21 protein-coding genes are annotated in these 22,820 nt (G+C 67.8%); 17 read left to right on the plus strand and 4 right to left on the minus strand.

The genetic code is table 11. The features are described from left to right. The first annotated feature begins 314 nt into the window (after window positions 1-314). Complete coding sequence (locus ABZS29_RS26565; protein WP_355465640.1) at window positions 315-827, plus strand: SigE family RNA polymerase sigma factor; 513 nt, start codon at window positions 315-317, stop codon at window positions 825-827. Beyond that, window positions 824-1,612 carry a hypothetical protein gene (locus ABZS29_RS26570; RefSeq protein WP_355465641.1) on the plus strand — a complete coding sequence of 263 codons (789 nt, stop codon included), beginning with the start codon at window positions 824-826 and terminating at the stop codon, window positions 1,610-1,612. Before ABZS29_RS26565 ends, ABZS29_RS26570 begins: the two co-directional genes overlap by 4 nt. Here the strand turns inward: ABZS29_RS26570 and ABZS29_RS26575 are convergent. Beyond that, entirely contained in the window at window positions 1,601-2,650 is a 1,050-nt protein-coding gene (locus tag ABZS29_RS26575; protein ID WP_355465643.1) for a LacI family DNA-binding transcriptional regulator, read from the minus strand. The genes ABZS29_RS26570 and ABZS29_RS26575 overlap by 12 nt on opposite strands. Window positions 2,651-2,805: 155 nt before the next feature. On the opposite strand from ABZS29_RS26575, the gene ABZS29_RS26580 reads away from it, so the two are divergent. From ABZS29_RS26580 to ABZS29_RS26635, 12 genes are all read left to right on the plus strand, one after another. Beyond that, entirely contained in the window at window positions 2,806-4,302 is a 1,497-nt protein-coding gene (locus ABZS29_RS26580) for a sugar ABC transporter ATP-binding protein (protein WP_355465645.1), read from the plus strand. Continuing rightward, window positions 4,299-5,309: an ABC transporter permease gene (locus ABZS29_RS26585; RefSeq protein ID WP_355465647.1), complete on the plus strand. Its 1,011-nt coding sequence runs from the start codon at window positions 4,299-4,301 to the stop codon at window positions 5,307-5,309. Before ABZS29_RS26580 ends, ABZS29_RS26585 begins: the two co-directional genes overlap by 4 nt. Further along, a complete protein-coding gene (locus ABZS29_RS26590) occupies window positions 5,299-6,276 on the plus strand; it encodes an ABC transporter permease (protein ID WP_355465648.1) in 978 nt (325 codons plus the stop codon). Before ABZS29_RS26585 ends, ABZS29_RS26590 begins: the two co-directional genes overlap by 11 nt. 11 nt (window positions 6,277-6,287) lie before the next feature. Next, window positions 6,288-7,346, plus strand: coding sequence for a rhamnose ABC transporter substrate-binding protein (gene rhaS / locus ABZS29_RS26595; RefSeq protein ID WP_355465649.1), 1,059 nt, complete (start codon window positions 6,288-6,290; stop codon window positions 7,344-7,346). A gap of 2 nt (window positions 7,347-7,348) precedes the next feature. After that, on the plus strand, window positions 7,349-7,675 hold the full coding sequence (locus ABZS29_RS26600; RefSeq protein WP_355465651.1) for an L-rhamnose mutarotase: 327 nt from the start codon (window positions 7,349-7,351) through the stop codon (window positions 7,673-7,675). Window positions 7,676-7,677: 2 nt separating this feature from the next. Next, window positions 7,678-8,835: an L-rhamnose isomerase gene (gene rhaI, locus ABZS29_RS26605; protein WP_355465653.1), complete on the plus strand. Its 1,158-nt coding sequence runs from the start codon at window positions 7,678-7,680 to the stop codon at window positions 8,833-8,835. Further along, window positions 8,835-10,853, plus strand: a complete 2,019-nt coding sequence (locus tag ABZS29_RS26610) for a bifunctional aldolase/short-chain dehydrogenase (RefSeq protein ID WP_355465655.1) — start codon at window positions 8,835-8,837, stop codon at window positions 10,851-10,853. The genes rhaI and ABZS29_RS26610 overlap by 1 nt, the downstream gene beginning before the upstream one ends. Before the next feature lie 9 nt (window positions 10,854-10,862). After that, window positions 10,863-12,296 (plus strand): L-fucose/L-arabinose isomerase family protein, encoded by a 1,434-nt coding sequence (locus ABZS29_RS26615; RefSeq protein WP_355465657.1) that lies wholly within the window; start codon window positions 10,863-10,865, stop codon window positions 12,294-12,296. After that, window positions 12,293-13,648, plus strand: coding sequence for a rhamnulokinase family protein (locus tag ABZS29_RS26620; RefSeq protein WP_355465659.1), 1,356 nt, complete (start codon window positions 12,293-12,295; stop codon window positions 13,646-13,648). Before ABZS29_RS26615 ends, ABZS29_RS26620 begins: the two co-directional genes overlap by 4 nt. A gap of 6 nt (window positions 13,649-13,654) precedes the next feature. Further along, a complete protein-coding gene (locus tag ABZS29_RS26625; protein WP_355465661.1) occupies window positions 13,655-13,891 on the plus strand; it encodes a LuxR C-terminal-related transcriptional regulator in 237 nt (78 codons plus the stop codon). 91 nt (window positions 13,892-13,982) lie between these two features. Then, window positions 13,983-17,003, plus strand: a complete 3,021-nt coding sequence (locus ABZS29_RS26630) for a family 78 glycoside hydrolase catalytic domain (RefSeq protein WP_355465663.1) — start codon at window positions 13,983-13,985, stop codon at window positions 17,001-17,003. A 51-nt stretch (window positions 17,004-17,054) separates the two neighbouring features. After that, window positions 17,055-17,663 (plus strand): hypothetical protein, encoded by a 609-nt coding sequence (locus ABZS29_RS26635; protein WP_355465665.1) that lies wholly within the window; start codon window positions 17,055-17,057, stop codon window positions 17,661-17,663. A 43-nt stretch (window positions 17,664-17,706) separates the two neighbouring features. On the opposite strand, the gene ilvA is transcribed toward ABZS29_RS26635, so the two are convergent. After that, a complete protein-coding gene (gene ilvA / locus ABZS29_RS26640) occupies window positions 17,707-19,011 on the minus strand; it encodes a threonine ammonia-lyase IlvA (protein ID WP_355465667.1) in 1,305 nt (434 codons plus the stop codon). A gap of 230 nt (window positions 19,012-19,241) precedes the next feature. Between ilvA and ABZS29_RS26645 the strand changes: the two genes are divergently transcribed. Both ABZS29_RS26645 and ABZS29_RS26650 read left to right on the plus strand, forming a co-directional pair. Then, window positions 19,242-20,108, plus strand: coding sequence for an HIRAN domain-containing protein (locus ABZS29_RS26645; RefSeq protein WP_355465669.1), 867 nt, complete (start codon window positions 19,242-19,244; stop codon window positions 20,106-20,108). A 76-nt stretch (window positions 20,109-20,184) separates the two neighbouring features. After that, window positions 20,185-20,847: an SGNH/GDSL hydrolase family protein gene (locus tag ABZS29_RS26650; protein ID WP_355465671.1), complete on the plus strand. Its 663-nt coding sequence runs from the start codon at window positions 20,185-20,187 to the stop codon at window positions 20,845-20,847. On the opposite strand, the gene ABZS29_RS26655 is transcribed toward ABZS29_RS26650, so the two are convergent. Continuing rightward, the gene (locus tag ABZS29_RS26655) at window positions 20,836-21,588 is read right to left on the minus strand and encodes a nucleotidyltransferase domain-containing protein (protein WP_355465673.1); all 753 of its coding nucleotides are present in this window, start codon (window positions 21,586-21,588) and stop codon (window positions 20,836-20,838) included. The genes ABZS29_RS26650 and ABZS29_RS26655 overlap by 12 nt on opposite strands. 33 nt (window positions 21,589-21,621) lie before the next feature. Between ABZS29_RS26655 and ABZS29_RS26660 the strand changes: the two genes are divergently transcribed. Continuing rightward, window positions 21,622-21,858 carry a hypothetical protein gene (locus tag ABZS29_RS26660; protein WP_355465675.1) on the plus strand — a complete coding sequence of 79 codons (237 nt, stop codon included), beginning with the start codon at window positions 21,622-21,624 and terminating at the stop codon, window positions 21,856-21,858. On the opposite strand, the gene ABZS29_RS26665 is transcribed toward ABZS29_RS26660, so the two are convergent. Then, the gene (locus tag ABZS29_RS26665; RefSeq protein ID WP_355465677.1) at window positions 21,859-22,737 is read right to left on the minus strand and encodes an RNA polymerase sigma-70 factor; all 879 of its coding nucleotides are present in this window, start codon (window positions 22,735-22,737) and stop codon (window positions 21,859-21,861) included. Window positions 22,738-22,820 lie beyond the last annotated feature (83 nt).

Genomic DNA, 22,820 nt, shown 5'->3' on the forward strand with positions numbered 1-22,820 from the left:
GCAGCCAGGAGGCAGCCACACGCCGACGCATGCCTCCGGGGCAGCAACCAGAGCCCGTCGGCCTCAGGCGACGCAGAGCGTGCGGCGCGCAGCAACCATGCTCCTCAGCCATCGGACCCCTCAGCCACCCCGCCTATGGTCGGCCGTCGCAGCGCCCAGCCACTGCGGAGGTGCTCGGCCGAGTACGCACGTCAGTCACCACGCGCCGCGACAAAGTCACCACGCAAGCCGCAGCATGAGAGCCGAGCGCAGCATGCAACCCTGCTGCGGAGCTGCCCGTCTTTACGATCGGCAATCGACGGCGAGGGGCAGCGATGAGTGGCGAGTCACGGCGTGATCAGGAGTTCTCGGACTTTGTCCGGGCGCGGCGGTCACGTCTGGTGGGTGCGGCGTACCTGTTGTGTGGTGATCGGTACGCGGCTGAGGACCTGGTGCAGACCGCGCTGGTGAAGCTGTACGCCGCTTGGCCGCGGATCCATCGGCAGGGTGCCGAGGACGCGTACCTGCGCAAGATTCTGGTGCGCACGAACATCGACGCGGGCCGTCGGTTGTGGCGTCGCGAGTTGACGACGGAGCAGCTGCCGGAAGAGCCGGTTCCCGGGCCGGATCTGGACGGGCATGACGAGCTTGTGCGGGCGCTCGCGGCGCTCGGGCCGCGGCAACGGCGGATCGTCGTACTGCGGTACTGGCTCGATCTGAGCGTTGACGAGGTCGCTGCCGACCTGCGGATCAGCACCGGCACGGTCAAGAGTCAGTCCGCTCGCGCCCTCGACAATCTTCGCGCTCGGCTGACCGAGCCGACCGTACTCACTCAGGAGCAGCGATGAACGAGCAAGAGTTGCGCGAGCGCATGCAGAGCAGCGTGTTGACCGAGTTCGCGCCGGAGCCGATCGACCCGGTCGCAGACGTGGCACGGGGTCGGAAAAATCTGCGGCGGCGCCGGATCACCGGTGGACTGGCCGCAGCGGCCTCAGTCGCAGCGGTAGCAGCACTGGGCGCGCAGTACCTGCCGGTCTCCTCAGCTGACCCGCCCGTGGCGAGCCAGACCCCCCGGGTGGACGACGCGAAATACACGGCCCACCTGCGATTCCTGGCGCTGGAGGTGGACCTCACTTCGCAGAACCATCTAGGCAAGTCCCGCAAGTACATCGCCGACACCAGCGGCAAGCCGATCGGTGTCCGAGACGGCAATGCGGTCGGCCAGTTCACGCTTCTGCAGCCATGGAAGCAGTCCGGCGGCACAGGACTGCTGTGGGTCTCCATCGCCTCCCCTCGCCACGCACTGGCGAAGGACAAGTGGTGCGGCCCGGCCTACACCCCAGACCTGCTTCGGATGACCTGCTCCGAGCGCCTGACACCCAACGGCCGCAGGGTGACCTTCGGCACGGTCGGCGCGGTTCAGAACTCCAAGGGCGTCACCTACCGCGAGAGCGGTGGACAGTTCGTTCGGTACGTCCGCCCGGACGGCCAGGTGGTCATCGCAGCAGCCCTTGGCATGAACAGCCTCAAACGCGTCGCCGACGGACTCCCCAAGGGCGTGAAGCATCCCGATGTGACCTGGCAACAGCTGGCCGCCATCGCCACAGATCCCCAGCTGACACTAGGGAAGTAGCGCTCCCCGAGTAGAAGTCCGTACGACGAGCTCCGGCGTAAACGTGACGCGCTGGTGCTCGTGGTCCGGATTCGACGACTCGTCCAGCAGCAGCTCAGCCGCGGTCCGGCCGAGGAGCTGGCGCGGCTGCCGCACCGACGTCAACGGTACGGCGGCAGCCTCCGCGAACTCGATGTCGTCGTACCCGACGATGGCGAGGTCCTCCGGAACACGCAGACCGAGGCTCACGCACTGCTGCAGCAAACCCAGCGCCAGCAGGTCATTCGCGCAGAACGCGGCGGTCGGCCGGCGAGCAGCCGGGAGGCCGGCAAGTCGTTGCCCAGCGCCCCTACCTTCGGCGACGGTGAGCGCGCCGGTGGTGATCTCGATCAGCGCGTCCTCGGAGCGACCGGCCTTGCGCAGCGCGTTCCGGCCGCCGTCGCGGCGGTCCACGACCTGGCCGATCGTCAGCGGACCGCCGACGTACGCGATCCGTTCGTGGCCGAGCTCGAGCAGGTGCGCGATCGCGAGCTCGCCGCCGAGGATGTCGTTCACCGCGACCGAACAGTGCTCGCCGTCGTCGATCGCGCGGTCGACCACGACCACCGGCGTACCGCGCGCGGGTAATGAACGCAGCCGCGAGGACTGCTGGTCGATCGGAGTGATCAGCACGCCCTGGACCCGTTGCTGCTCGAGCAGGTCGAGGTAGTCGGCCTCGCGCTCGGCGTCCTCGTTGCTGTTGCAGAGGAAGACCGACAGACCGGCCGCGCGGGCTGCCTCCTCGACGCCCTTGGCGACGTCGGTGAAGAACGGGTTGCCGGCGTCGAGCATCAGGTACGCGAGGATCCGGCTGCTGCCGGCGCGGAGCTGGCGGGCCGACTCGTTGCGGACGAAGCCGAGGGAGGCCATTGCGGCCTCGACCTTGGCCCGGGTCAGGGGGCTGACGAGCTCGGGCCGGTTCAGCACGTTCGACACCGTGCCCAGCGAGACGCCGGCGGCGGCCGCGACGGCCTTCACGCCCGCGGTGTGTCCCCGGCGCCGGGTGTCGTCCGCTGTCACGCCCACTCTCCCGGGTCAGTTTGAAACGTCTTAGTGGCCGAAGCCTACCGCGAGATCCGACGAATCCGGAGTCCACCTCTTGACGCCCACCCGGGGCCGCCCGTACTTTCCTCCCACAACCTTGAAACCTTTCAGAGGCGAGCGGGAGGTGACCGATGGCGGCACTGCTGCGGGTCCGGGGCGTGTCGAAGTCGTTCGGCGCGGTCGCCGCGGTCCGGGACGTCTCTTTCGATCTGTCCGGTGGTGAAGCGCACGCGCTGGTCGGCGAGAACGGTGCCGGCAAGTCCACCATCGTGAAGATGCTGGCCGGAGTGCACCGCCCGGACGCCGGCACCCTCGAGCTCGACGGTACGGCGCTCGCCCTGAACGGCCCCGCGGACGCGAAGGCGGCCGGGATCGCGGTCATCTACCAGGAGCCGACGTTGTTCCCCGACCTCTCCGTCGCGGAGAACATCGCGATGGGCCGCCAGCCACTGGGTCGTTTCAATGCGATCGACCGGCCGGCGATGGTGAGCCAGGCGGAGCGGCTCTTCACCCGCCTCGGCGTGTCGATCGACCCGAACCGGCCGGCCCGCGGCCTCTCGATCGCCGATCAGCAGCTCGTCGAGATCGCGAAGGCGCTCTCCGTGGACGCTCGGGTCGTGGTGATGGACGAGCCGACCGCGGCGCTCACCGGCGTCGAGGTCGAGCGCTTGTTCGCGGTCGCCCGGTCGCTGCGCGACGACGGCGCCGCGCTGCTGTTCATCTCGCACCGGTTCGAGGAGATCACCGCGCTCTGTCAGCGGGTCACGATCATGCGCGACGGCAAGCACGTCTCCACCGACCGGCTCGAAGACACCAGCGTCGACGAGATGGTGCGCCGGATGGTCGGCCGCGATCTCGAAGCGCTCTTCCCCAAGCAGGACGTCGATCCGGGCGCCACCGTGCTCAAGGTCGAGGGCCTGACCCGCGACCCGGTCTTCAGGGACATCTCGTTCGAGGTCCGCGCCGGCGAGATCGTCGCGCTTGCAGGTCTGGTCGGCTCCGGCCGCTCCGAGGTGGTGCAGTCGATCTTCGGCGTCGACCCGCGTGACGCGGGCACCGTCGAGGTGCTCGGCAAGACCCTCAAACCCAAGAACCCCAAGCAGGCCATGGCCGCCGGGGTCGCGCTGGTCCCCGAGGACCGCCGGCAGCAGGGCCTGGTGATGGAGCTGTCGATCGAGCGCAACGTGACGCTGCCGCGCTCGCGTTCGCTGTCCCAGCTCGGCTTCCTGACCGGTAGCAGCGAACGCCGCTCCGCCAAGGACTGGACCGAGCGCCTCAAGACGAAGTACGGGCGACTGTCCGACGAGGTCGGCACGCTCTCCGGCGGCAACCAGCAGAAGGTCGTGCTGGCCAAGTGGCTCGCCACCAATCCCCGGGTGCTGATCGTCGACGAGCCGACCCGCGGCATCGACGTCGGCACCAAGGCCGAGGTGCACCGGTTGATGTCCAGCCTCGCTGCGGAGGGAGTCGCCGTACTGATGGTCTCGTCGGAGTTGCCCGAGGTGCTCGGGATGGCCGATCGCGTGCTGGTGATGCGCGAGGGCCGCCTGGTCGCCGAGCTGAGCCGCGCGGAGGCGACCGAGGAGTCGGTCATGTTCGCCGCTACCGGGCAGGAGGCGACGGTATGACCGCAGTCCAGATCCCGGCGCCCCACCGCAACACCTTGGGGGTCGTACTGCGCGCCCGGGAGCTGGGGATCGTCATCGCGCTCGCGCTGCTCGTGGCAGTGACCGCGATCTCGAACCCACGCTTCCTGTCGGGGCAGAGCATCCGCGACATCCTGCTCAACACCGCGATCCTGGCCGTTCTGGCGGTCGGCCAGGCCGTTGTGGTGATCACCCGCAACATCGATCTGTCGGTCGGCTCGGTCCTGGGGCTGAGCGCCTTCACGGTCGGCACGCTGCTCCAGCACAATCCCGGTACGCCGGTGATCCTGGCGCTGTTAGTCGGTGCGATGGTCGGCGCGCTCTGCGGTGTTCTCAATGGCGTACTGGTCCGGTACGGACAGGTCCCTGCGCTGGTGGTGACGCTCGGAACGCTCTATGTGCTGCGCGGTGTGACGTACTTCTGGGCCGGTGGGAGTCAGATCAACGCGGATGAGCTGCCGCCGAGCTTCCTCAACTTCGGCACCGCAGAGATCCCGTGGCTCGTGATCTTGGCCGTGGTGGTCCTGGTCGTGACGGCAGTCGTCCTGCGCAACTACCGGGTCGGCCGTGAGCTGTACGCGATGGGCTCCAGCCCGCAGGCCGCCCAACTCGCCGGCATTCCGGTTGGCCGCCGTACGGTCGGGGCGTTTCTGGTGAGCGGTGCGTTGGCCGGGGTCGCGGGCGTGCTGTTCGCCGCGCGCTTCGGCACGATCGACGCCGCAGCCGGAACCGGGCTCGAACTGAACGTCGTCGCGGCCGTCGTCGTCGGTGGAGTAGCAGTCTTCGGCGGCAGCGGGACCGTCTGGGGCGCCGCGCTCGGTGCGTTGCTGCTGACAACGATCGGCAGTGCGCTCGCCGTCCTCGAGATCAACCAGTTCTGGCAGCAGGCGATCGTCGGCGGCCTGATCCTGCTCGCGATCGGCGCGGACCGGCTGGTCGCCGTGCGGGTCGCGGCCGGTCTGAAGAAGCGAGGCTCCCATGTCGGCTGAGCTCACCGAAACCCGCGGCGGCCGCCAGCTCAACTGGGCCAACTGGAACGTCGCGATCATCGCGATCACCGTGCTGGTCCTGATCATCGCCGCCGCGAGCGTCGACAACTTCGGCACCGGCCAGAACTTCGGCTTCCTGGTCCTCGACCTGTTGCCGATCGCGCTGGTTGCTCTCCCGATGACGCTGGTCATCGTGACCGGCGAGATCGACCTGAGTGTTGCCAGCACGCTCGGCCTGTCCAGCGCGGTCATGGGCTACCTGTGGAACGCGAACCAGCCGATCGAGACGATCATCCCGATCTGCCTGCTGCTCGGCGCGGTCCTGGGCGCGGTGAACGGCTTCTTCGTCACCGTCCTCGGCCTTCCGTCGCTCGCGGTCACGATCGGTACGCTCGCCCTCTACCGCGGCCTCGCGTTCGTCGTCCTCGGCGACGGCGCGGTCGCCGACTTCCCGGCCGTCTACACCGACTGGGTCACCGGAACCATCGCCGGTACGCCGATCCCGAACGTGCTGCTCGTGATCGTCGTACTGGCCGTCATCTTCGGCCTGATCCTGCACGCGACCCCGATCGGCCGTGCGGTCTTCGCGGTCGGGGCGGGTGAGCAGGCTGCTCGGTTCGCCGGGATCCGGCCCGGCCGCCTCAAGTTCTGGCTGTACGTCGCCAGTGGCGTGATCTCGGGTCTGGCCGGAGTGCTCTGGACGCTGCGTTACTCCAGCGCGCGTGCCGACAATGGCGCCGGACTCGAGCTCGCGGTGGTCGCCGCCGTACTGCTCGGTGGCGTCTCGATCTTCGGTGGCAAGGGCGCCCTGCCCGGTGTCATCGCCGGCGTCGTCCTGCTCGGTTCGCTGCAGAACGCACTCCGCCTCTCCGATGTCTCCAACGAGGCGCTGAACGTCGTCACCGGCGTCCTGCTGATCGCCTCCGTGCTCGGTCCCAACCTGGCAAGCAAGCTCCGTCGTACCTGAAAGGACGAACCATGCGTAAGCCCCTCACCGTCGCGGTCGCGCTTCTGGCGTTGACCGCGTGTGGCGGTACGACGAAGTCCAGCACCGAGGGCCAGGCCACGGCAGCGCCGGAAAGCACGGCCGGCAAGGCGGATCCGAACGCGCCGCTCAAGGAGGGGCTGAAGATCGCCTATCTCCCGAAGCAGCTGAACAACCCCTACACCGATGTCGAGGTCGGCGGCGGCAAGGTCGCGGTCGACGAGATCAAGGGCACCTACAAGCTGGTCGGGCCGAACGACGCCAGCGCGTCCTCGCAGGTCAGCTACATCAACACGCTGATCCAGCAGCAGCAGAACGTGATCGTGGTCGCCGCCAACGACCCGAACGCCGTCTGCCCCTCGCTGAACCAGGCACGCAAGGCCGGAATCAAGGTCGTCACCTTCGACTCCGACGCCTCCAAGACCTGCCGGGACGCCTTCATCAACCAGGCGACCACGCAGGGCATCGGCGAGAGCCTGGTGAAGATGGCGAGCGAGCTGGCCGGCGGTTCCGGTGAGATCGCCGTCCTGTCCGCGACGCCGAACGCCACGAACCAGAACTCCTGGATCGAGGTCATGAAGAAGGAACTGGCCAAGCCGGAGAACGCCAAGCTCAAGCTGGTCAAGGTTGCCTACGGCAATGACGACGACCAGAAGTCGTTCACCGAGGCGCAGGGCCTGCTGCAGACCTACCCGAACCTGAAGGTGATCGTCTCGCCGACCACGGTCGGTATCGCGGCCGCCTCGCGGTACGTGAGCGCCTCCAGCTACAAGGGCAAGGTCGCGATCACCGGCCTCGGGCTGCCGAACCAGATGCGGCAGTACGTCAAGGACGGCACGGTGAAGAAGTTCGCGCTCTGGAACCCCGCCGACATCGGCTACCTGGCGGCGTACGCCGGTGCCGCGCTGAGCTCGGGCCAGATCACCGGCGCCGAGGGCGAGAAGTTCAAGGCCGGCAAGCTCGGCGACTACACGGTCGGCGCGGACGGTGAGATCGTCCTCGGCCCGCCGACCGAGTTCACCGCCGACAACATCGACAAATTCGACTTCTGACCATGAATCGTTACTGCTTCTGTCTGCAGGTCCGCACCGACCGCCTCGACGAGTACGTCGACCGTCATCGCGACGTCTGGCCGGAGATGCAGGCGGCGTTACGCGAAGCGGGCTGGCACAACTACTCGCTCTTCCTGCGCGACGACGGACTGCTGATCGGGTACGTCGAGTCGCCGGATCTGGACGCGGCGCAGCGGGCGATGGCGGCCACCGAGGTGAACGCCCGCTGGCAGGCCGAGATGACCGAATTCTTCCAAGGGACCGACGGTGCGGCGCCGGACGAATCGTTCCAGCTGCTCCCGGAGATCTTCCACCTATCAGAGGACTGAATATGAGCAGCGTGACGGATGCCCTCACACGTCAGGAGATCGAGCTCCCCTCGTGGGCGTTCGGGAACTCCGGGACCCGCTTCAAGGTGTTCGCCCAGCCGGGTGTGCCGCGATCGCCGCAGGAGAAGATCGCCGACGCGGCCGTCGTGCACCGGTTCACCGGGGTCGCGCCGAGCGTCGCGCTGCACATCCCCTGGGACAAGGTCGACGACTACGCCGAGCTGGCGGCGTACGCGAAGGAGCAGGGGGTCCGGCTCGGCGCGATCAACAGCAACGTGTTCCAGGACGACGACTACAAGCTCGGCAGCGTCACCAACCCTGACCCGCGGATCCGGCGCAAGGCCACGGATCACCTGCTCGAGTGCGTCGACATCATGGACGCGACCGGGTCCCGCGACCTGAAGCTGTGGTTCTCCGACGGCACGAACTACCCGGGCCAGGACGATATCCAGGACCGCCAGGACCGGCTCGCCACGGCCCTCAAAGAGGTGTACGACCGGCTCGGCGACGACCAGCGGATGCTGCTGGAGTACAAGCTGTTCGAGCCGGCCTTCTACACGACCGACGTACCGGACTGGGGCACGTCGTACGCGCACTGTCTCGAACTGGGGCCGAAGGCAACGGTATGTATCGACACCGGGCACCACGCGCCGGGAACGAACATCGAGTTCATCGTGGCGTTCCTGCTGCGGGTGCAGAAGCTCGGCGCCTTCGACTTCAACAGCCGGTTCTATGCCGACGACGACCTGATGGTCGGGTCGGCTGACCCGTTCCAGCTGTTCCGGATCATGAACGAGATCGCCCGAGGTGATGCGTTGGACCCGGACCGCGGGATCGCGTTCATGCTCGACCAGTGTCACAACATCGAGGTGAAGATCCCGGCGATCATCCGTTCGGTGATGAACGTCCAGGAGGCCACCGCGAAGGCGTTGCTGGTCGACCGCGATGCCTTGAAGAAGGCGCAGCAAGCCGGTGACGTGCTGGAGGCGAACGCGGTCGTGATGGATGCGTACAACACCGACGTCCGGCCGCTGCTGGCCGAGCTGCGCGAGTCGCAGGGGCTCGACCCGGACCCGATCGCGGCGTACAAGCGCAGCGGGTACTTCGAACAGATCGTCAAGGACCGGGCCGACGGCCAGCAGGCCGGGTGGGGAGCGTGATGGAACTCGTTGCCAGGAGCAACCGCCTGGGTGCCGACCCCCGGAACACCAACTACGCCGGCGGCAACACGTCGGCGAAGGGTTCCGAGACGGATCCGGTGACCCAGCAGCCCGTCGACCTGCTGTGGGTCAAGGGTTCCGGCGGTGATCTCGGCACGCTGACCGAGGCCGGGCTCGCGGTCCTGCGGCTCGACCGGTTGCGTGGGCTGGTCGACGTCTACCCGGGCGTCGAGCGCGAGGACGAGATGGTCGCCGCCTTCGACTACTGCCTGCACGGCAAGGGCGGTGCGGCGCCGTCGATCGACACCGCCATGCACGGGCTCGTGGATGCGCCGCATGTCGACCACCTGCACCCCGACTCCGGGATCGCACTGGCGACGGCTGCGGACGGCGAGAAGCTGACCGCCGAGTGCTTCGGAGACCGCGTGGTCTGGGTGCCCTGGCGGCGGCCCGGCTTCCAGCTCGGGCTCGACATCGCGACCGTGCATCGGGACAACCCGCAGGCGATCGGCTGCATCCTCGGCGGGCACGGCATCACCGCGTGGGGCGCCACCTCGGACGAGTGCGAGGCGAACTCCCTCGAGATCATCCGTACGGCGGAGCAGTTCCTCGCCGACCGCGGGATCGCCGAACCGTTCGGCCCGGTGGTTGAAGGCTTCGAGCCGCTCCCGGCGGCCGAGCGGCGCGAGCGGGCGGCAGCGCTCGCCCCGGTGATCCGCGGGCTGGCCTCGACCGACAAGCCGCAGGTCGGGCACTTCTCCGACCCGGACGTCGTACTGGAGTTCACCTCGCGGGCCAAGCTCGCCGAGCTGGCCGCGCTCGGTACCTCGTGCCCCGACCACTTCCTGCGCACCAAGGTGCGACCGCTCGTCCTCGACCTGCCGCCGAGTGCGCCGATCGAGGGCGCAGTCGCGCGGCTGAAAGAGCTGCACGCGGAGTACCGCGAGGAGTACTCGGCCTACTACCAGCGGCACGCAGACGCCAACAGCCCAGCGATGCGGGGTGCGGACCCGGCGATCGTGCTGGTGCCGGGTATCGGAATGTTCAGCTTCGGCAAGGACAAGCAGACCGCGCGGGTGGCCGGCGAGTTCTACGTCAACGCGATCAATGTGATGCGTGGCGCGGAGTCGGTCTCGACGTACGCGCCGATCGACGAGCGGGAGAAGTTCCGGATCGAGTACTGGGCGCTGGAGGAGGCCAAGCTGCAGCGGATGCCCAAGCCGAAGCCGCTGGCGACCCGAGTGGCTTTGGTGACCGGCGCCGGTTCGGGCATCGGCAAGGCGATCGCGCAGCGGCTCGCGGCCGAGGGCGCGTGTGTTGTGGTCGCCGATCTCGATCTCGCCGCGGCTGAAGCGGTCGCCAAGGAGATCGGGTCCACTGACGTCGCTGTCGCGGTCGGAGCGGATGTCTCCGATGCGACGGCGGTCTCCCAGGCCCTCGCCGAGGCAGTGCTGGCCTTCGGTGGCGTGGACTTGATCGTCAACAATGCCGGTCTGTCGATCTCGAAGTCGTTGCTGGAGACCACCGAACGCGACTGGGACCTGCAGCACGACGTGATGGCCAAGGGCTCGTTCCTGGTCTCGCAGGCGGCGGCGAAGGTCCTGATCGACCAGGGCATCGGCGGCGACATCATCTACATCTCCAGCAAGAACTCGGTCTTCGCCGGTCCGAACAACGTCGCGTACGGCGCGGCCAAGGCCGACCAGGCGCACCAGGTCCGGCTGCTCGCGGCCGAGCTCGGCGAGTACGGCGTCCGCGTCAACGGCGTGAACCCGGACGGCGTCGTCCGGGGGTCGGGCATCTTCGCGAAGGGCTGGGGCGCACAGCGTGCGGCCGTGTACGGCGTACCGGAGTCGGAGCTGGGTGCGTTCTACGCGCAGCGGACGCTGCTGAAGCGAGAGGTGCTGCCGGAGAACGTCGCGGCGGCCGTCTTCGCCCTGGTGGCCGGCGACCTGAGCCACACCACCGGTCTGCACGTGCCAGTCGACGCCGGCGTGGCTGCCGCGTTCCTCCGGTAGGGGTTGATGATGCGAGCGGACTCCGTTGCCGCGCTCCCGCGGGTGGTGGGGCGTAAGACTCGGATCGGTCTGGTTGCGGGCGGGCTGGGGGCGTACTGGCCGCAGTTCCCCACACTGCTGCCGCAGCTGCAGGAGTCCGCTCGGCGGGTGTCTGAGCGGTTCAGCGCGATGGACTGCGAGGTCATCGACGTCGGGTTCATCTCCGACGCGCAGGAAGGTGCAGCCGCGGCGGAGAAGCTGCGACTGGCGGACTGCGACCTGATCGTGGGCTTCCTGACGACGTACATGACGGCGTCGATGCTGGTACCGGTGGCGCAGCGGAGTGGTTCGCCGGTGCTGCTGCTCAACCTGCAGCCGACCGAATCGATGGACCACGCGACTTTCGACACGGGCGCCTGGCTCGCGTACTGCGGGGCTTGTCCGCTGCCGGAGATGGCGAACGCGTTCGAGCGTTGCGGGGTGCCTTTCCGGTCGGTGTCGGGCTACCTGGACGACGAGCGGGCGTGGGCGCGGATCGGGCGGTGGATCCGGGCGGCCGGCGTACGGGCTGCTTTTCGGCATGGGCGGCACGGTCTGCTCGGGCATCTGTACCCCGGCATGATGGATGTCGTCACCGATCCGACGCTGGTCTCGGCGCAGCTCGGTGGGCATGTGGAGATCCTCGAGATCGACGATCTGCGGGTGCGGGTCGAGAAGGTCAGCGACTCCGAGACTTCGGAGCGGATGGACCTGGCGCGGGAGATCTTCACGCTGGACGATTCGGTGGTCGAGGACGACTTCCGCTGGGGAGCGCGGGTGTCGGTGGCGCTGGATCGGCTGGTCGAGGACTTCGACCTGACCACGCTCGCCTACTATCACCGCGGGCTGGACGGCGAGACGCATGAACGGGTTGCCGCCGGGATGATCCTCGGCGCTTCGTTGCTCACGGCAAGGGGTATTCCGGCCGCGGGTGAGTACGAGCTGCGGACATCGCTGGCGATGCTGGTGATGGACAAGCTCGGTGCGGGTGGTTCGTTCACCGAGCTGCAGGCGCTGAACTTCCACGACAACGTGGTGGAGATGGGCCACGACGGGCCGGCACACCTTGCGATCAGTTCCGCGAAGCCGTTGCTGCGTGGGCTGGGTGTCTACCACGGCAAGCGTGGGTGGGGTGTGTCCGTCGAGTTCGACGTGCGTCAGGGACCGGTCACCTTGTGTGGGCTGGGTCAACGGCGCGACGGTACGTTCCACCTGATCGCTTCCGAGGGGACCGTCGTGCCGGGGCCGTTGCTGCAGATCGGCAACACGACGTCGCGGGTGGACTTCGGGCGTGATCCGGGCGAGTGGACCGATGACTGGTCCGCGTCCGGCGTCGCACACCACTGGGCGCTCGGGACTGGGCACCGCGTCAAGGATCTGGAGGCTGTGGCCGGCCTCCTCGGCCTCGACCTCACCGTCGTATGAAGCGCGTCGCGGCGGTCGACCTCGGTGCGTCCAGTGGGCGCGTGATGGTCGGTGAAGTCGGCCCCGACCTGTTGAACTTGACCGAGATCAACCGCTTCTGGAACGGTCCGGTCGACGTGCGCGGTTCCCTGCACTGGGACATCCTCCACCTCTATCGCTCAACGCTCGAAGGCCTGCGCAAGGCGGGTGCGGTGGACTCCCTGGCCATCGACTCCTGGGCCGTCGACTACGGCCTCCTCTCCGGAGGCCGGCTTCTCGGCAACCCGTTCCACTATCGAGATGCCCGCACTACTACCTCGCTGGAAGGGGTGTCGGCCGAGGAGCTCTACCAGATCACCGGTCTGCAGCGGCTCCCGATCAACACGCTGTACCAGCTGATGGCTGAGCATCTGCTGGACCAGGCTGACACCCTGCTGCTCATTCCCGACCTGCTCGCGTACTGGCTCACCGGATCGATCGGCGTCGAGCGCACCAACGCCTCCACCACCCAGCTGTACGACGTACGCGCGCGGGACTGGGCCCACAAGCTTGCGGACCGCGTGGGGATCCCATCGCGTGTCCTACCTCGGTTGTGGGAGCCAGGCGACACGATCGGCTTGTACGACGGGACCCCGGTGATTGCCGTGGGTTCGCACGACACGGCCTCTGCCGTGGTGAGTGTGCCGACGGAGACCGAGCGGTTCGCGTACATCTCGTCGGGGACCTGGTCCCTGGTCGGACTGGAGCTGGAGGCGCCTGTCCTGACCGAGGAAGCACGCCTGGCCAACTTCACCAACGAAGGAGGAGTGGATGGGCGGATCCGCTTCCTGCGCAACGTCATGGGTCTCTGGATCCTCCAGGAGTGCCAACGCGTCTGGCAGGACGACGACCTGCCCAGACTGCTCGCAGAAGCAGCAGCCGCGCCACCCTTCGCGCTACTCATCGATCCGGATGCACCAGAGTTCCTAGCTCCAGGTGACATGCCGGCTCGGATCGGGGACGCACCGAAGGGCGTCATCGTGCGGTGTGTGCTGGAGAGTCTGGCGCTCGCCTACCGGCGGACGCTGCGGTCGGCGCAAGAGCTCGCGGACCGGCCTGTCGACGTACTGCATGTCATCGGAGGCGGCTCCCAGAACGAGCTGCTCTGCCAGCTCACCGCGGACGCCTGCGGTCTGCCGGTCCTGGCCGGCCCGGTCGAAGCGTCGGCCCTCGGCAACGTCCTCGTCCAAGCTCGCGCACTCGGCGAGCCTCTGCCGGACCTGGCCGCCATGCGCGCACTGGTCCGCTCCACCCATCGCCTGCGGCGCTACACCCCGCAGGGCAAACCGGCCGACTGGGACGCCGCCGAGTCCCGGGTGTTCGGAACCAGGTGATCCGTAATGACCGTCCTCCCTCAGGAACTGCGCCCGCAGCGGGTACCGCCGCGGGAGATCAGCCATGACGATCTGCAGCTGCTCCGCCTCCTCGCCACCGGCTTGCCGATGGACGCGGTGGCGCGCAGGTTGCAGTTGTCCGAACGGACCGTCCGCCGCCGGACCCGCCTGATCTGCGACCGGCTCGGGTTCGGTACCGCGATCGAAGCCATCGTCTGGGCCGCCCGCCGCGGTCTGGTGTAACTCCCCTGCAGTCCCGCCCCACTGACTGAGGAGTCTCGCAATGCCTCGACACCTTCGAGGGGTCTGCCTTGCCTTGGCGACCCTCCTGGCCATGCCGATCTCCACGGCATCGGCCGCTCCAGCACCTCAGGTGCACAACCTCAAGACCAACGCTCTGACCGAACCACTCGGTATCGCGGCCGGTGCGCCGCGGCTGAGCTGGCAGCTCGACAGCGACCGCCGCGGCGCCGCGCAGACGCGCTACCAGGTCCGGGTGGCGACCAGTGCCTCGAAGCTCCAGCACCCCGACGCATGGGACAGCGGCGTGGTCCGCTCCGACCGTTCCGTCGAGGTCGAGTACGCCGGTAGCGCGCTGAAGCCTTACACGCAGTACTTCTGGTCGGTCCGGGTCTGGGACGAGAACGGCCGCGCTACGCGCTGGTCCGACCCAGCGACGTTCGAAACGGCGCAGTTGAAGCCTGCTGACTGGAGTGGTCAGTGGATCGGCGCCAACAGTCAGCCGGGCGCCGAGTGGACCGACTACACCGTCGATGCGGATGTCACCGTCACGAAGGATGCGCTCGGTGTGTTCTTCCGCGGCCGGGGTGGCATCGGCTACATGTGGCAGCTCAATTCGGTCGACGGCGCGAAGCTGCGCCCGCACGTCCGGCAGGTGGGCGGCGGGTACGTCGTACTCGGTGAGATCCCGCTGAGCATCGACCTGAGTCAGAAGCACCACCTGCGCATCACGGTCGCCGGCCAGAGCATCACTACCTGGATCGACGGCACGCAGGTCGACCAGCGTGAGCGGTCCGACCACAACGCGCCGGGCATCGTGGGCTTCCGGACCAACGGAGCTGAGAGCGGCGTTGTGCACAACCTGGTGGTGACCAACGCAGCTGGCAAGAAGCTTGTCGACACAGCCTTCGCGCCCGGTGACCAGACCTTCCCCGACGGCACGGTGCTGCCGACTGGCGACCTGCAGGTGAAGGGCAACACCGATCTGTGGCTTCCGGGTCCGCCGCTCCCTGTGTTCCGCCGGACGGTGACGGTTCCCGCCGGCAAGAAGGTCGTCCGCGCCCGGATGTACGCCGCCGCGCAGGGAATCTACGAGCTGAGCCTGAACGGCAACAAGGTCGGCAACCAGCAGTTGGCGCCCGGTTGGACGGACTACCGCCTGCGGATCCAGTCCCAGACGTACGACGTCACACGGCAGCTCAGGCCCGGTCAGAACGTGCTGGGAGCCGAAGTGGCCCCAGGTTGGTTCGCAGGCAACGTGGCGATGTTCGGATCGCAGAAGTACGGCAGCGATACCGCACTGACCGCCCAACTGCGCGTCACATACTCCGACGGCACCACGGATGTAGTCGGCACCGATCAGACGTGGCAGACCGCGCCAGGCGCCGTACGGGTTGCTGATCTGCTCAACGGCGAGAGCTATGACGCACGCCGTACGCCGGCTGAGTGGTCGCCTGCATTGCTGCGGCCGAGTGCGACGGCACAGCTGATCCCGCAGGCCGACCAGCCGGTCCGAGTGACTCAAACGCTGTCAGCAAAGGCAATTGCCTCACCGACGCCGGGCAAGTACCTCTACGACCTCGGACAGAACATGGTCGGTGTCGCACGGGTCAAGCTGACCGGCCAGCCCGGCCAGACAGTCACCATCCGGTACGGCGAGGTGCTGAACCCGGACGGGACCCTCTACACCGACAACCTGCGTGGTGCGAAGGCCACTGACCACTACACCTTCGCCACTGACCAGCCCGAGACCTACCAGCCACGCTTCACCTTCCACGGCTTCCGGTACGTCGAGTTGAGTGCGCCGGCCGACGCGGTCACTGGCGTGGTGATGGGCACTGACAGTCCGCAGACGACCACGTTCCACACCAACTCCGCACTGGTGAATCAGCTGCACAGCAACATCGTCTGGGGCCAGCGCGGGAACTTCCTCTCGATTCCGACCGACACTCCGGCGCGTGACGAGCGCATGGGCTGGACCGGCGACATCAACGTGTTCGCCCGGACCGCTGTCTACAACCTGGACTCACAGGCGTTCCTGACCAAGTGGTTGCAGGACCTGCGTGACAGCCAAGCGGCCGATGGCTCGTACCCGAGTGTCGCGCCCACGGTGCCCAACTCGTTCGACGGTGGACTCGGCAACGCCGGCTGGGCGGATGCCGGTGTCAACGTGCCATGGACTCTCTGGCAGGCCTACGGCGACACGAACGTCATCCGCACGCACTACGCGTCCATGGCGCGGTACGTCGACTACCTGGCCTCGCACTCGCCCGGTCTGATCCGCGGTGGCGGCGACTACGGCGACTGGCTCAACCTGGACGACCCGACACCGGGTGATCTGATCGGTACGGCGTTCATGGCCAAGGGTGCCCGGCAGCTCAGCCAGATGGCTGCGGCAATCGGCAACAGCGCGGACGAAACGAAGTACCGGAAGCTGTACGACGACGTACGGGCGGCGTGGATCGCGCGGTTCGTGGCGGCCGACGGGAAGGTCGGATCAGACAGCCAGACCGGGTACATCCTCGGTTTCACCAACGACCTGATCCCCGACGTCACCAAGTCCGGTGAGCACTTCGCGAACACCATCCTGCGGCGGGACACGCACTTGTCCACAGGCTTCCTCGGCGTGGACGGGCTGCTGCCGGTGCTGACCAAGGTGGGTCGCTCGGATCTCGCGTACAAGCTGCTGCAGAACACGTCGTACCCGTCCTGGGGCTACGAGATCGGCAAGGGCGCGACCACGGTCTGGGAGCGCTGGAACTCGATCAACCCGGACGGCACCTTCAACGACGTCGGTATGAATTCGTTCAACCACTACGCGTACGGCGCGGTCGGCGAGTGGATGTACCGGACCCTGGCCGGGGTCTCGGCGGCCGAACCGGGCTACCGCAAGATCCTGATCGCACCGCAGCCGGGAGCGGGGATCACCCGGTCCGACTTCACGCTGGAGACGCCGTACGGGCAGGTGGTCAGCAACTGGAAGATCACTGCCCGTGGTTTTCAGCTGGAGGTGACGGTGCCGGCCAACACCACGGCAATCATTCGTTTGCCTGATTCCACGGGTGACCTGAATGTTGCTGCAGGCACCTATCGGTTCGAGGGCCGGGCAGGTTAGTCCGCGTGGGCGGCGGGTACCGCAGCGGGAACCCCCGACAGAGGAGGAACCATGGATGGAATGACCGTCCTCTGGATCGTCGTCGCCCTCGCAGTCCTGGTCATCCTGGTTGCGTTGATCGCCGGCGCATCCAAGACGTCATCGAAGCGCCGCGCGGAACACGAGCGGCAGCAGGCCGAGCAGCAGCGGCAGGAGGCGTACGAGAAGGAACAGGAGTCGCGGATCGCCGCGGCCCACGCCGAGCGTCAGCACGCCGCGGCCGACGAGGTCAACGCCCGCGCGATGCGTGCGCAGGCGGAGTCCGAGGAGAAGGCCGCTGAGGCCCGCCGCCTGGCCGCCGGCGCCACCGAGCGTCGCGAGGCCGCCAAGGCCGCCGACCGCGAGGCGGAGCAGCACCGCGCTGAGGCCGCCGCCAAGATGCCGGACACGGATCGCAACTCGACCGCCGATCGCGACTTCACCGGTGACCGTGACGGCACGACGGATCGTGACAGCACGACGGATCGCGAGCGGATGCCGGATCGCGGCACGATGCCGACCGCCGGCGACGTACCGAATGCGGCTCGCACGCAGCCGGATGCGGACAACGAGGGCGAGAGCCACTGGGCCGACGGAACGCATCCGTACGACCCGCGGCACACCAAGCCGACCAGCCACTGACGACTTCTGGTCCCGCCGCGGCATGGCTGCGGCGGGGTCAGGATCAGATCAGGTAGCGGAACTCGGGGGAGTTCGGATCGATGCGGTCGATGTCCAGCGGGGCCGCATCCATCCGGGCCAACAGGCCGTCCAGGTCGTCGGCCCGGCTGATCTCGATCCCCACCAGCGCGACACCGGTCTCCCGGTTGTTGCGCTTCACGTACTCGAACAGGGTGATGTCGTCGTCCGGGCCGAGCGCGCCGTCCAGGAACTGGCGCAACGCCCCCGGCTCCTGCGGGAACGTCACCAGGAAGTAGTGCTTGAGCCCTTCGTGGACAAGCGAGCGCTCGACGATCTCGCCGTACCGGCTGACATCGTTGTTCCCGCCGGAGAGCAGGCAGACCACGGTCTCACCCGGCTGCACGACCAGACCGTTGCCCAGGGCGCTTGTCGACAAAGCGCCTGCGGGCTCGGCGATCAGACCGTCGACCTGGTACAGCTCGAGCATCTCGCTGCACACCAGTCCTTCCGGCACGGACATCATCTCGACCCCGGCGCTCGCGACCAGCGGCAACGTGACGTCACCAACCCGTCGTACGGCGGCGCCGTCGACGAAGCTGTCCAGCTGCGGCAACGTCACCGGTTCACCAGCAGCCAACGCGGCCGCCATACTCGCGGCACCGGCCGGCTCCACACCGACGATCCGCACGCCAGGATGACGCGCCGACAGCCAACTCACGACGCCGGCGATCAGCCCACCGCCGCCGACCGGCACCACCAGTACGTCGGGTGCATGGCCCAGCTGCTCGACGATCTCGACGGCGACCGTGCCCTGGCCGGCCACCGTGCGCGGATCGTCGAAGGCCGGAACCATCGTCGCGCCCGTTGCCGCCGCGTCCGCCAGTGCTGCCGCGGCCGCGTCGTCGTACGTGTCACCGGTGACGATCACCTGGATCTGCTTGCCGCCGAGGGCCGCGATCCGGTCCCGCTTCTGGCGCGGCGTGGTCCGCGGAACGAAAACTTTTCCGTGAACTCCGAGCGCGTGGCACGAATATGCCAGACCCTGCCCGTGGTTGCCCGCGCTGGCACAGACCACCCCCGCCGACTTACTCTCGTCGTCGAGCTGGGCGATCAGGTTGTAGGCCCCGCGAAGCTTGTAGGAGCGACCGATCTGCAGGTCCTCGCGCTTGAGCAGAATCTGGGCTCCGGTGCGCTCCGACAGGCGCAGATTGCGCTCCAGCGGGGTCCGGATCGCGATCCCGTCGAGCCGCGAGACGGCAGCCTCGACAGCGGCTGCACCCGCCGTTTCCGAGACGATTGCTGAACCGGTTCTGTCAGTCGATCGAGCGACTGAACTGCTGCCCTGCATGACGTTCCTTCCCGTGCATCTGCACGATCTTCGCCGTTTCGCTCGCTGCACAAGACGATCGTCGTCCAGAGTGCGGACGCACGGCTACCGTTGCACAACAGAGCCTGATTCCATGCGTGAAACGGCCCTTACCGGGGCAGTCTAGTTTTCATACGCTCACTCGGTGTAACGGCCAGGCCTCTGGACGGGATGAGCCGAGTAAACCGGTCAGCGGGGACTGGAGGGCACATATGGAACTGATTCCGTTCAGCCTGTGGGGCGATGCGCTGTGGTGCGGTCAGGAGGTCGTGCGGGAGGCTCCGCACGAGCAGGCGATCCGAAGCCTGTTTCCTGATCCCATTCCGGCTCGCGGCGCAGATCTGGACACCGAGGCGGACCTGGTCCCGGAACCGCACAACCGATTCGACCCCCGATCGATCGCAGTCCGCGTGCAGGGGAAGGTTGTCGGCTACTTGCCGAGGGACGACGCACATCGCTACCACCCGGTGCTTTCGGAGTTGGTGGCCCAAGGACTGCAACCGCAGGTTCCGTGTCACCTGTGGGTGAGTGAATGGGAGCCGGCCGACTGGGTCGGCAAGGACGCGGAAGGCACGGAGTTCCACGCCAGTGTCGCGGTGGCCCTGGGCCAGCCGCACATGCTCGTCCCGGTGAACCTGCCCCCGCCGGGGAGCTTCCACCTGTTGCCGCCCGGCAGCGGCATCGTCGTACCGGGCAGCGAGGTGCATCCGGAGATCCTGGCACCGTTCTTCCGGGCGGAGGGCGAGTGCTGGGCCTACGCCACCATGCATGCGATCGAGGAGGAGGACACCATTCAGGACCGGCCGCGGAACGTGGTCGAGATCCGTCTCGACGACGAGCCGGTCGGACGACTCAGCCCCCGGCTGAGCGCGGAGTTCCTGCCGGCCATCCACTATCTGGCCGACATGCGTGCCGAGACCGCCGCGCGGGTCGCGGTCCGCGGGGACCGCAGCGCATCGGAGGTGACCCTGTACGCGGCACGGAGTCATGACCTGCCGGCCACGTGGCCGGACGGCCTGACCCGTTCCCCAGTCGCGTCCCCACAATGGCACTACTGGGCAACGAAAGAAGCCAACTAGGCGGCTGCGCTGTACTCACCCCGCCCTTCTGGGTGGGTACAGCGGAGCTACTTTTCCCCTGGTCTAGATTTCCGGTGTGAAGCTTCGTCTGCTCGCCGTGCCGCTCTTCGTTGCGGCCGTCCTCGCGATGGGACCGGCGACTCCGGACGTCGGTGGGGTGCGGCTGATGCCGCTCGGCGACTCCATCACCTACGGCAACCCGGAGACGGGCGTCAGCTATCGCACGTCGCTGTGGCAGCACCTGCAGGGCGGACCGCGAGTGAACTTCGTCGGCTCGATCCGCTGGGGCAATCTGCCGGACCGGGACAACGAGGGCCACCCGGGCATGCGGATCGACGAACTGCGCTCCTGGATCGACTACTGGCTCACTCTGAACCGTCCGCGCTATGTGCTCCTCCACATCGGCACGAACGACGTCGTACAGGCTCACGACCTGGCCAACGCTCCTGCGCGGTTGCAGGATCTGGTGTCGCGCATAGCTGAGCAGGTGCCGGGGGTGACGATTCTGGTCGCGTCGATCGTGCCCTCGCCTGATCGCGGCCTGAACGAGCGCATCGAGGCCTACAACGCGGCTGTGCCCGGTGTGGTCGAGGCTGTCCGTACAACCGGGGCAGATGTCCGTTTCGTCGACCTCAACAAGCGCATGGCGATGTCCGACATCTCGGCGGACAAGCTGCACCCCACCGACGCGGGCTTCTTGAAGATGGGCGACATCTGGTACGACGCGCTAACGCCGTAAGGCGTCGTACTGCTCGGCTGCCCAACTGTCGAAGATCTCCTGCACCAGTGGGAGTTCAGTGCTCTGCACGCGGCGGAGACTCTGCCTGATCGCCTCGGGATTGCCCGCGAGGTACTGCTCGATGGTCTCCAGCAGTTCGTCGGTCGGCCAGCTCGCGAGCGGGTGGTGCTGCAGCGACCAGGTGAGGTATTTGCTGTACGGCCGGACCTGTCCGTCGAGTGCGAACACCACGTCCAGGAACGGCGCGATCGCCTCGACGGCGTCCATCCGTGCGGCGAGCAGGTTGCCGTCCCGGGCAGATTTGAGTGAGCGGTAGGTCTGGTTGATCCAGGCATCCAGCCGCTGGCTCAGGACCGCCAGCGACTCGTCCTCGCTCAGCTGGGTCTGTCTCGCCACGGCCTGCTCGATGCGCCCGCCGGTGTGGTCCAGGAGCGTTGGGGCCCACGCGTACGACCAGCGGTAGCCCCACTGGTCGTCTCCGAACGTCGCCAGAGTCTCCAAGTGCTGGAGCGTGACCGGCAGCAGCTCCAGTTCGGTGTTGCGCGGTAGCGGCTTGTCGGCCAGCTCCGGGGACACCACCACGATCACGTCGAGATCCGAGCGCTCCGTCTCCAGACCGCGGCCCGCCGAGCCCGACAACACCATCCCGAGGAAGCCTCCGCCGTACTCGGTCTGCAGTTTGGCGGCCGCGTCCTCGATCAGTGCACGCCGCTCGGCCGACAGTGTCTCCGGGAACTCCATGCTGCGACCGTAGCGGCGACGTACGCTGGGCGCATGGGAGTTTCTGCGGGTCCTGCGTGCCCCGTCTGTGGTCAGGCGGGTGTGCCGATCCTCTACGGCCTGCCGACGCCGGCTGCACAGCGTGCTGCGTCCGCCGGCCGGATCAAGCTGGCCGGGTGCGTGATGGGCCCCGATCCCGACCAGTGGATCTGCCCGGCCAAGCACGAGTGGCGGACCGGCGACGACGACGCGTTCGGCGCCGCCGTTCGCGCGGCGATCGAGGTCGAGTAGCTACCGCAGCAGGGTGGTCTCCTGCTCGAGGCGTTCGAGCTTCTGCGGGTTGCGTACGACGTACATGCCCGTGATGAGGCCCTCGTGCATGTGGAAGGCCATCACCTGCTCGATCTCGCCGTCCATGCGCAGCAGCAGTCCCGGGGCGCCGTTGAGCTGGATGGACTCGGCGGTGAGGACACCCGTGAGGCGCGGGATGCCGGCGCCGAGGATGCGCCCGACGCGGTCGGAGCCGACGATCGGGTTCAGCACCGCCTGCCTGACGCCGCCGCCGTCGCCGATCAGCACCACGTCCGGAGCCAGCATGTCCAGGAATCCCTGCAGGTCGCCTGTGTCCACAGCGCGTCGGAAGGCTTCCAGCGCGCCGCGTGCCTCGGTCGGTGAGACCGCTCCGCGCGGGCGCCGAGCTGCCACGTGCGACCGGGCGCGGTGGGCGATCTGACGGACCGCCTCCGGTGACTTGTCGACGGCCTGCGCGATCTCGTCGTACTCAAGCGCGAAGACATCGCGGAGCACGAAGACCGCTCGCTCGGTCGGCTTGAGCGTCTCCAGCACGGTCAGCATCGCCATCGAGACGCTGTCGGCCAGCTCGACGTCCTCCGCCACATCGGGCGTCGTGAGCAGCGGCTCGGGCAACCACTGACCGATGTACGTCTCGCGCTGCCTGCCGACGGTCCGCAGCCGGTTGAGCGCCTGCCTGCTGGTGATCCGGATCAGGTACGCACGCGGCTCGCGGACCGTCTCGAAGTCGACGCCGACCCAGCGCAGCCACGTCTCCTGCAGCACGTCCTCGGCGTCGGCCGCCGAGCCGAGCAGCTCGTACGCGATCGTGAACAGCAGGTTGCGATGGGCAACGAATTCCTCGGTTGCCGGATCCATGGCCGCCTCCTCCAGTGGTCGGGACTTGTCAACAGACACCGGCCACCTCGCATCCGTGACAGTGGTCCTCGTCACAACAGAAC

Source organism: Kribbella sp. NPDC005582 (assembly GCF_040605415.1).
Classification (GTDB): Bacteria; Actinomycetota; Actinomycetes; order Propionibacteriales; family Kribbellaceae; genus Kribbella.

What these genes read in the sequence shown, in the direction of transcription:
- ABZS29_RS26565 (WP_355465640.1), top strand. Translation starts at nt 315, where the DNA reads ATGAGTGGCGAGTCACGGCGTGATCAGGAGTTCTCGGACTTTGTCCGG.
- ABZS29_RS26570 (WP_355465641.1), top strand. Translation starts at nt 824, where the DNA reads ATGAACGAGCAAGAGTTGCGCGAGCGCATGCAGAGCAGCGTGTTGACC.
- ABZS29_RS26580 (WP_355465645.1), top strand. Translation starts at nt 2,806, where the DNA reads ATGGCGGCACTGCTGCGGGTCCGGGGCGTGTCGAAGTCGTTCGGCGCG.
- ABZS29_RS26585 (WP_355465647.1), top strand. Translation starts at nt 4,299, where the DNA reads ATGACCGCAGTCCAGATCCCGGCGCCCCACCGCAACACCTTGGGGGTC.
- ABZS29_RS26590 (WP_355465648.1), top strand. Translation starts at nt 5,299, where the DNA reads ATGTCGGCTGAGCTCACCGAAACCCGCGGCGGCCGCCAGCTCAACTGG.
- rhaS (WP_355465649.1), top strand. Translation starts at nt 6,288, where the DNA reads ATGCGTAAGCCCCTCACCGTCGCGGTCGCGCTTCTGGCGTTGACCGCG.
- ABZS29_RS26600 (WP_355465651.1), top strand. Translation starts at nt 7,349, where the DNA reads ATGAATCGTTACTGCTTCTGTCTGCAGGTCCGCACCGACCGCCTCGAC.
- rhaI (WP_355465653.1), top strand. Translation starts at nt 7,678, where the DNA reads ATGAGCAGCGTGACGGATGCCCTCACACGTCAGGAGATCGAGCTCCCC.
- ABZS29_RS26610 (WP_355465655.1), top strand. Translation starts at nt 8,835, where the DNA reads ATGGAACTCGTTGCCAGGAGCAACCGCCTGGGTGCCGACCCCCGGAAC.
- ABZS29_RS26615 (WP_355465657.1), top strand. Translation starts at nt 10,863, where the DNA reads ATGCGAGCGGACTCCGTTGCCGCGCTCCCGCGGGTGGTGGGGCGTAAG.
- ABZS29_RS26620 (WP_355465659.1), top strand. Translation starts at nt 12,293, where the DNA reads ATGAAGCGCGTCGCGGCGGTCGACCTCGGTGCGTCCAGTGGGCGCGTG.
- ABZS29_RS26625 (WP_355465661.1), top strand. Translation starts at nt 13,655, where the DNA reads ATGACCGTCCTCCCTCAGGAACTGCGCCCGCAGCGGGTACCGCCGCGG.
- ABZS29_RS26630 (WP_355465663.1), top strand. Translation starts at nt 13,983, where the DNA reads ATGCCGATCTCCACGGCATCGGCCGCTCCAGCACCTCAGGTGCACAAC.
- ABZS29_RS26635 (WP_355465665.1), top strand. Translation starts at nt 17,055, where the DNA reads ATGGATGGAATGACCGTCCTCTGGATCGTCGTCGCCCTCGCAGTCCTG.
- ilvA (WP_355465667.1), bottom strand. Translation starts at nt 19,011, where the DNA reads ATGCAGGGCAGCAGTTCAGTCGCTCGATCGACTGACAGAACCGGTTCA.
- ABZS29_RS26645 (WP_355465669.1), top strand. Translation starts at nt 19,242, where the DNA reads ATGGAACTGATTCCGTTCAGCCTGTGGGGCGATGCGCTGTGGTGCGGT.
- ABZS29_RS26655 (WP_355465673.1), bottom strand. Translation starts at nt 21,588, where the DNA reads ATGGAGTTCCCGGAGACACTGTCGGCCGAGCGGCGTGCACTGATCGAG.
- ABZS29_RS26660 (WP_355465675.1), top strand. Translation starts at nt 21,622, where the DNA reads ATGGGAGTTTCTGCGGGTCCTGCGTGCCCCGTCTGTGGTCAGGCGGGT.
- ABZS29_RS26665 (WP_355465677.1), bottom strand. Translation starts at nt 22,737, where the DNA reads ATGGATCCGGCAACCGAGGAATTCGTTGCCCATCGCAACCTGCTGTTC.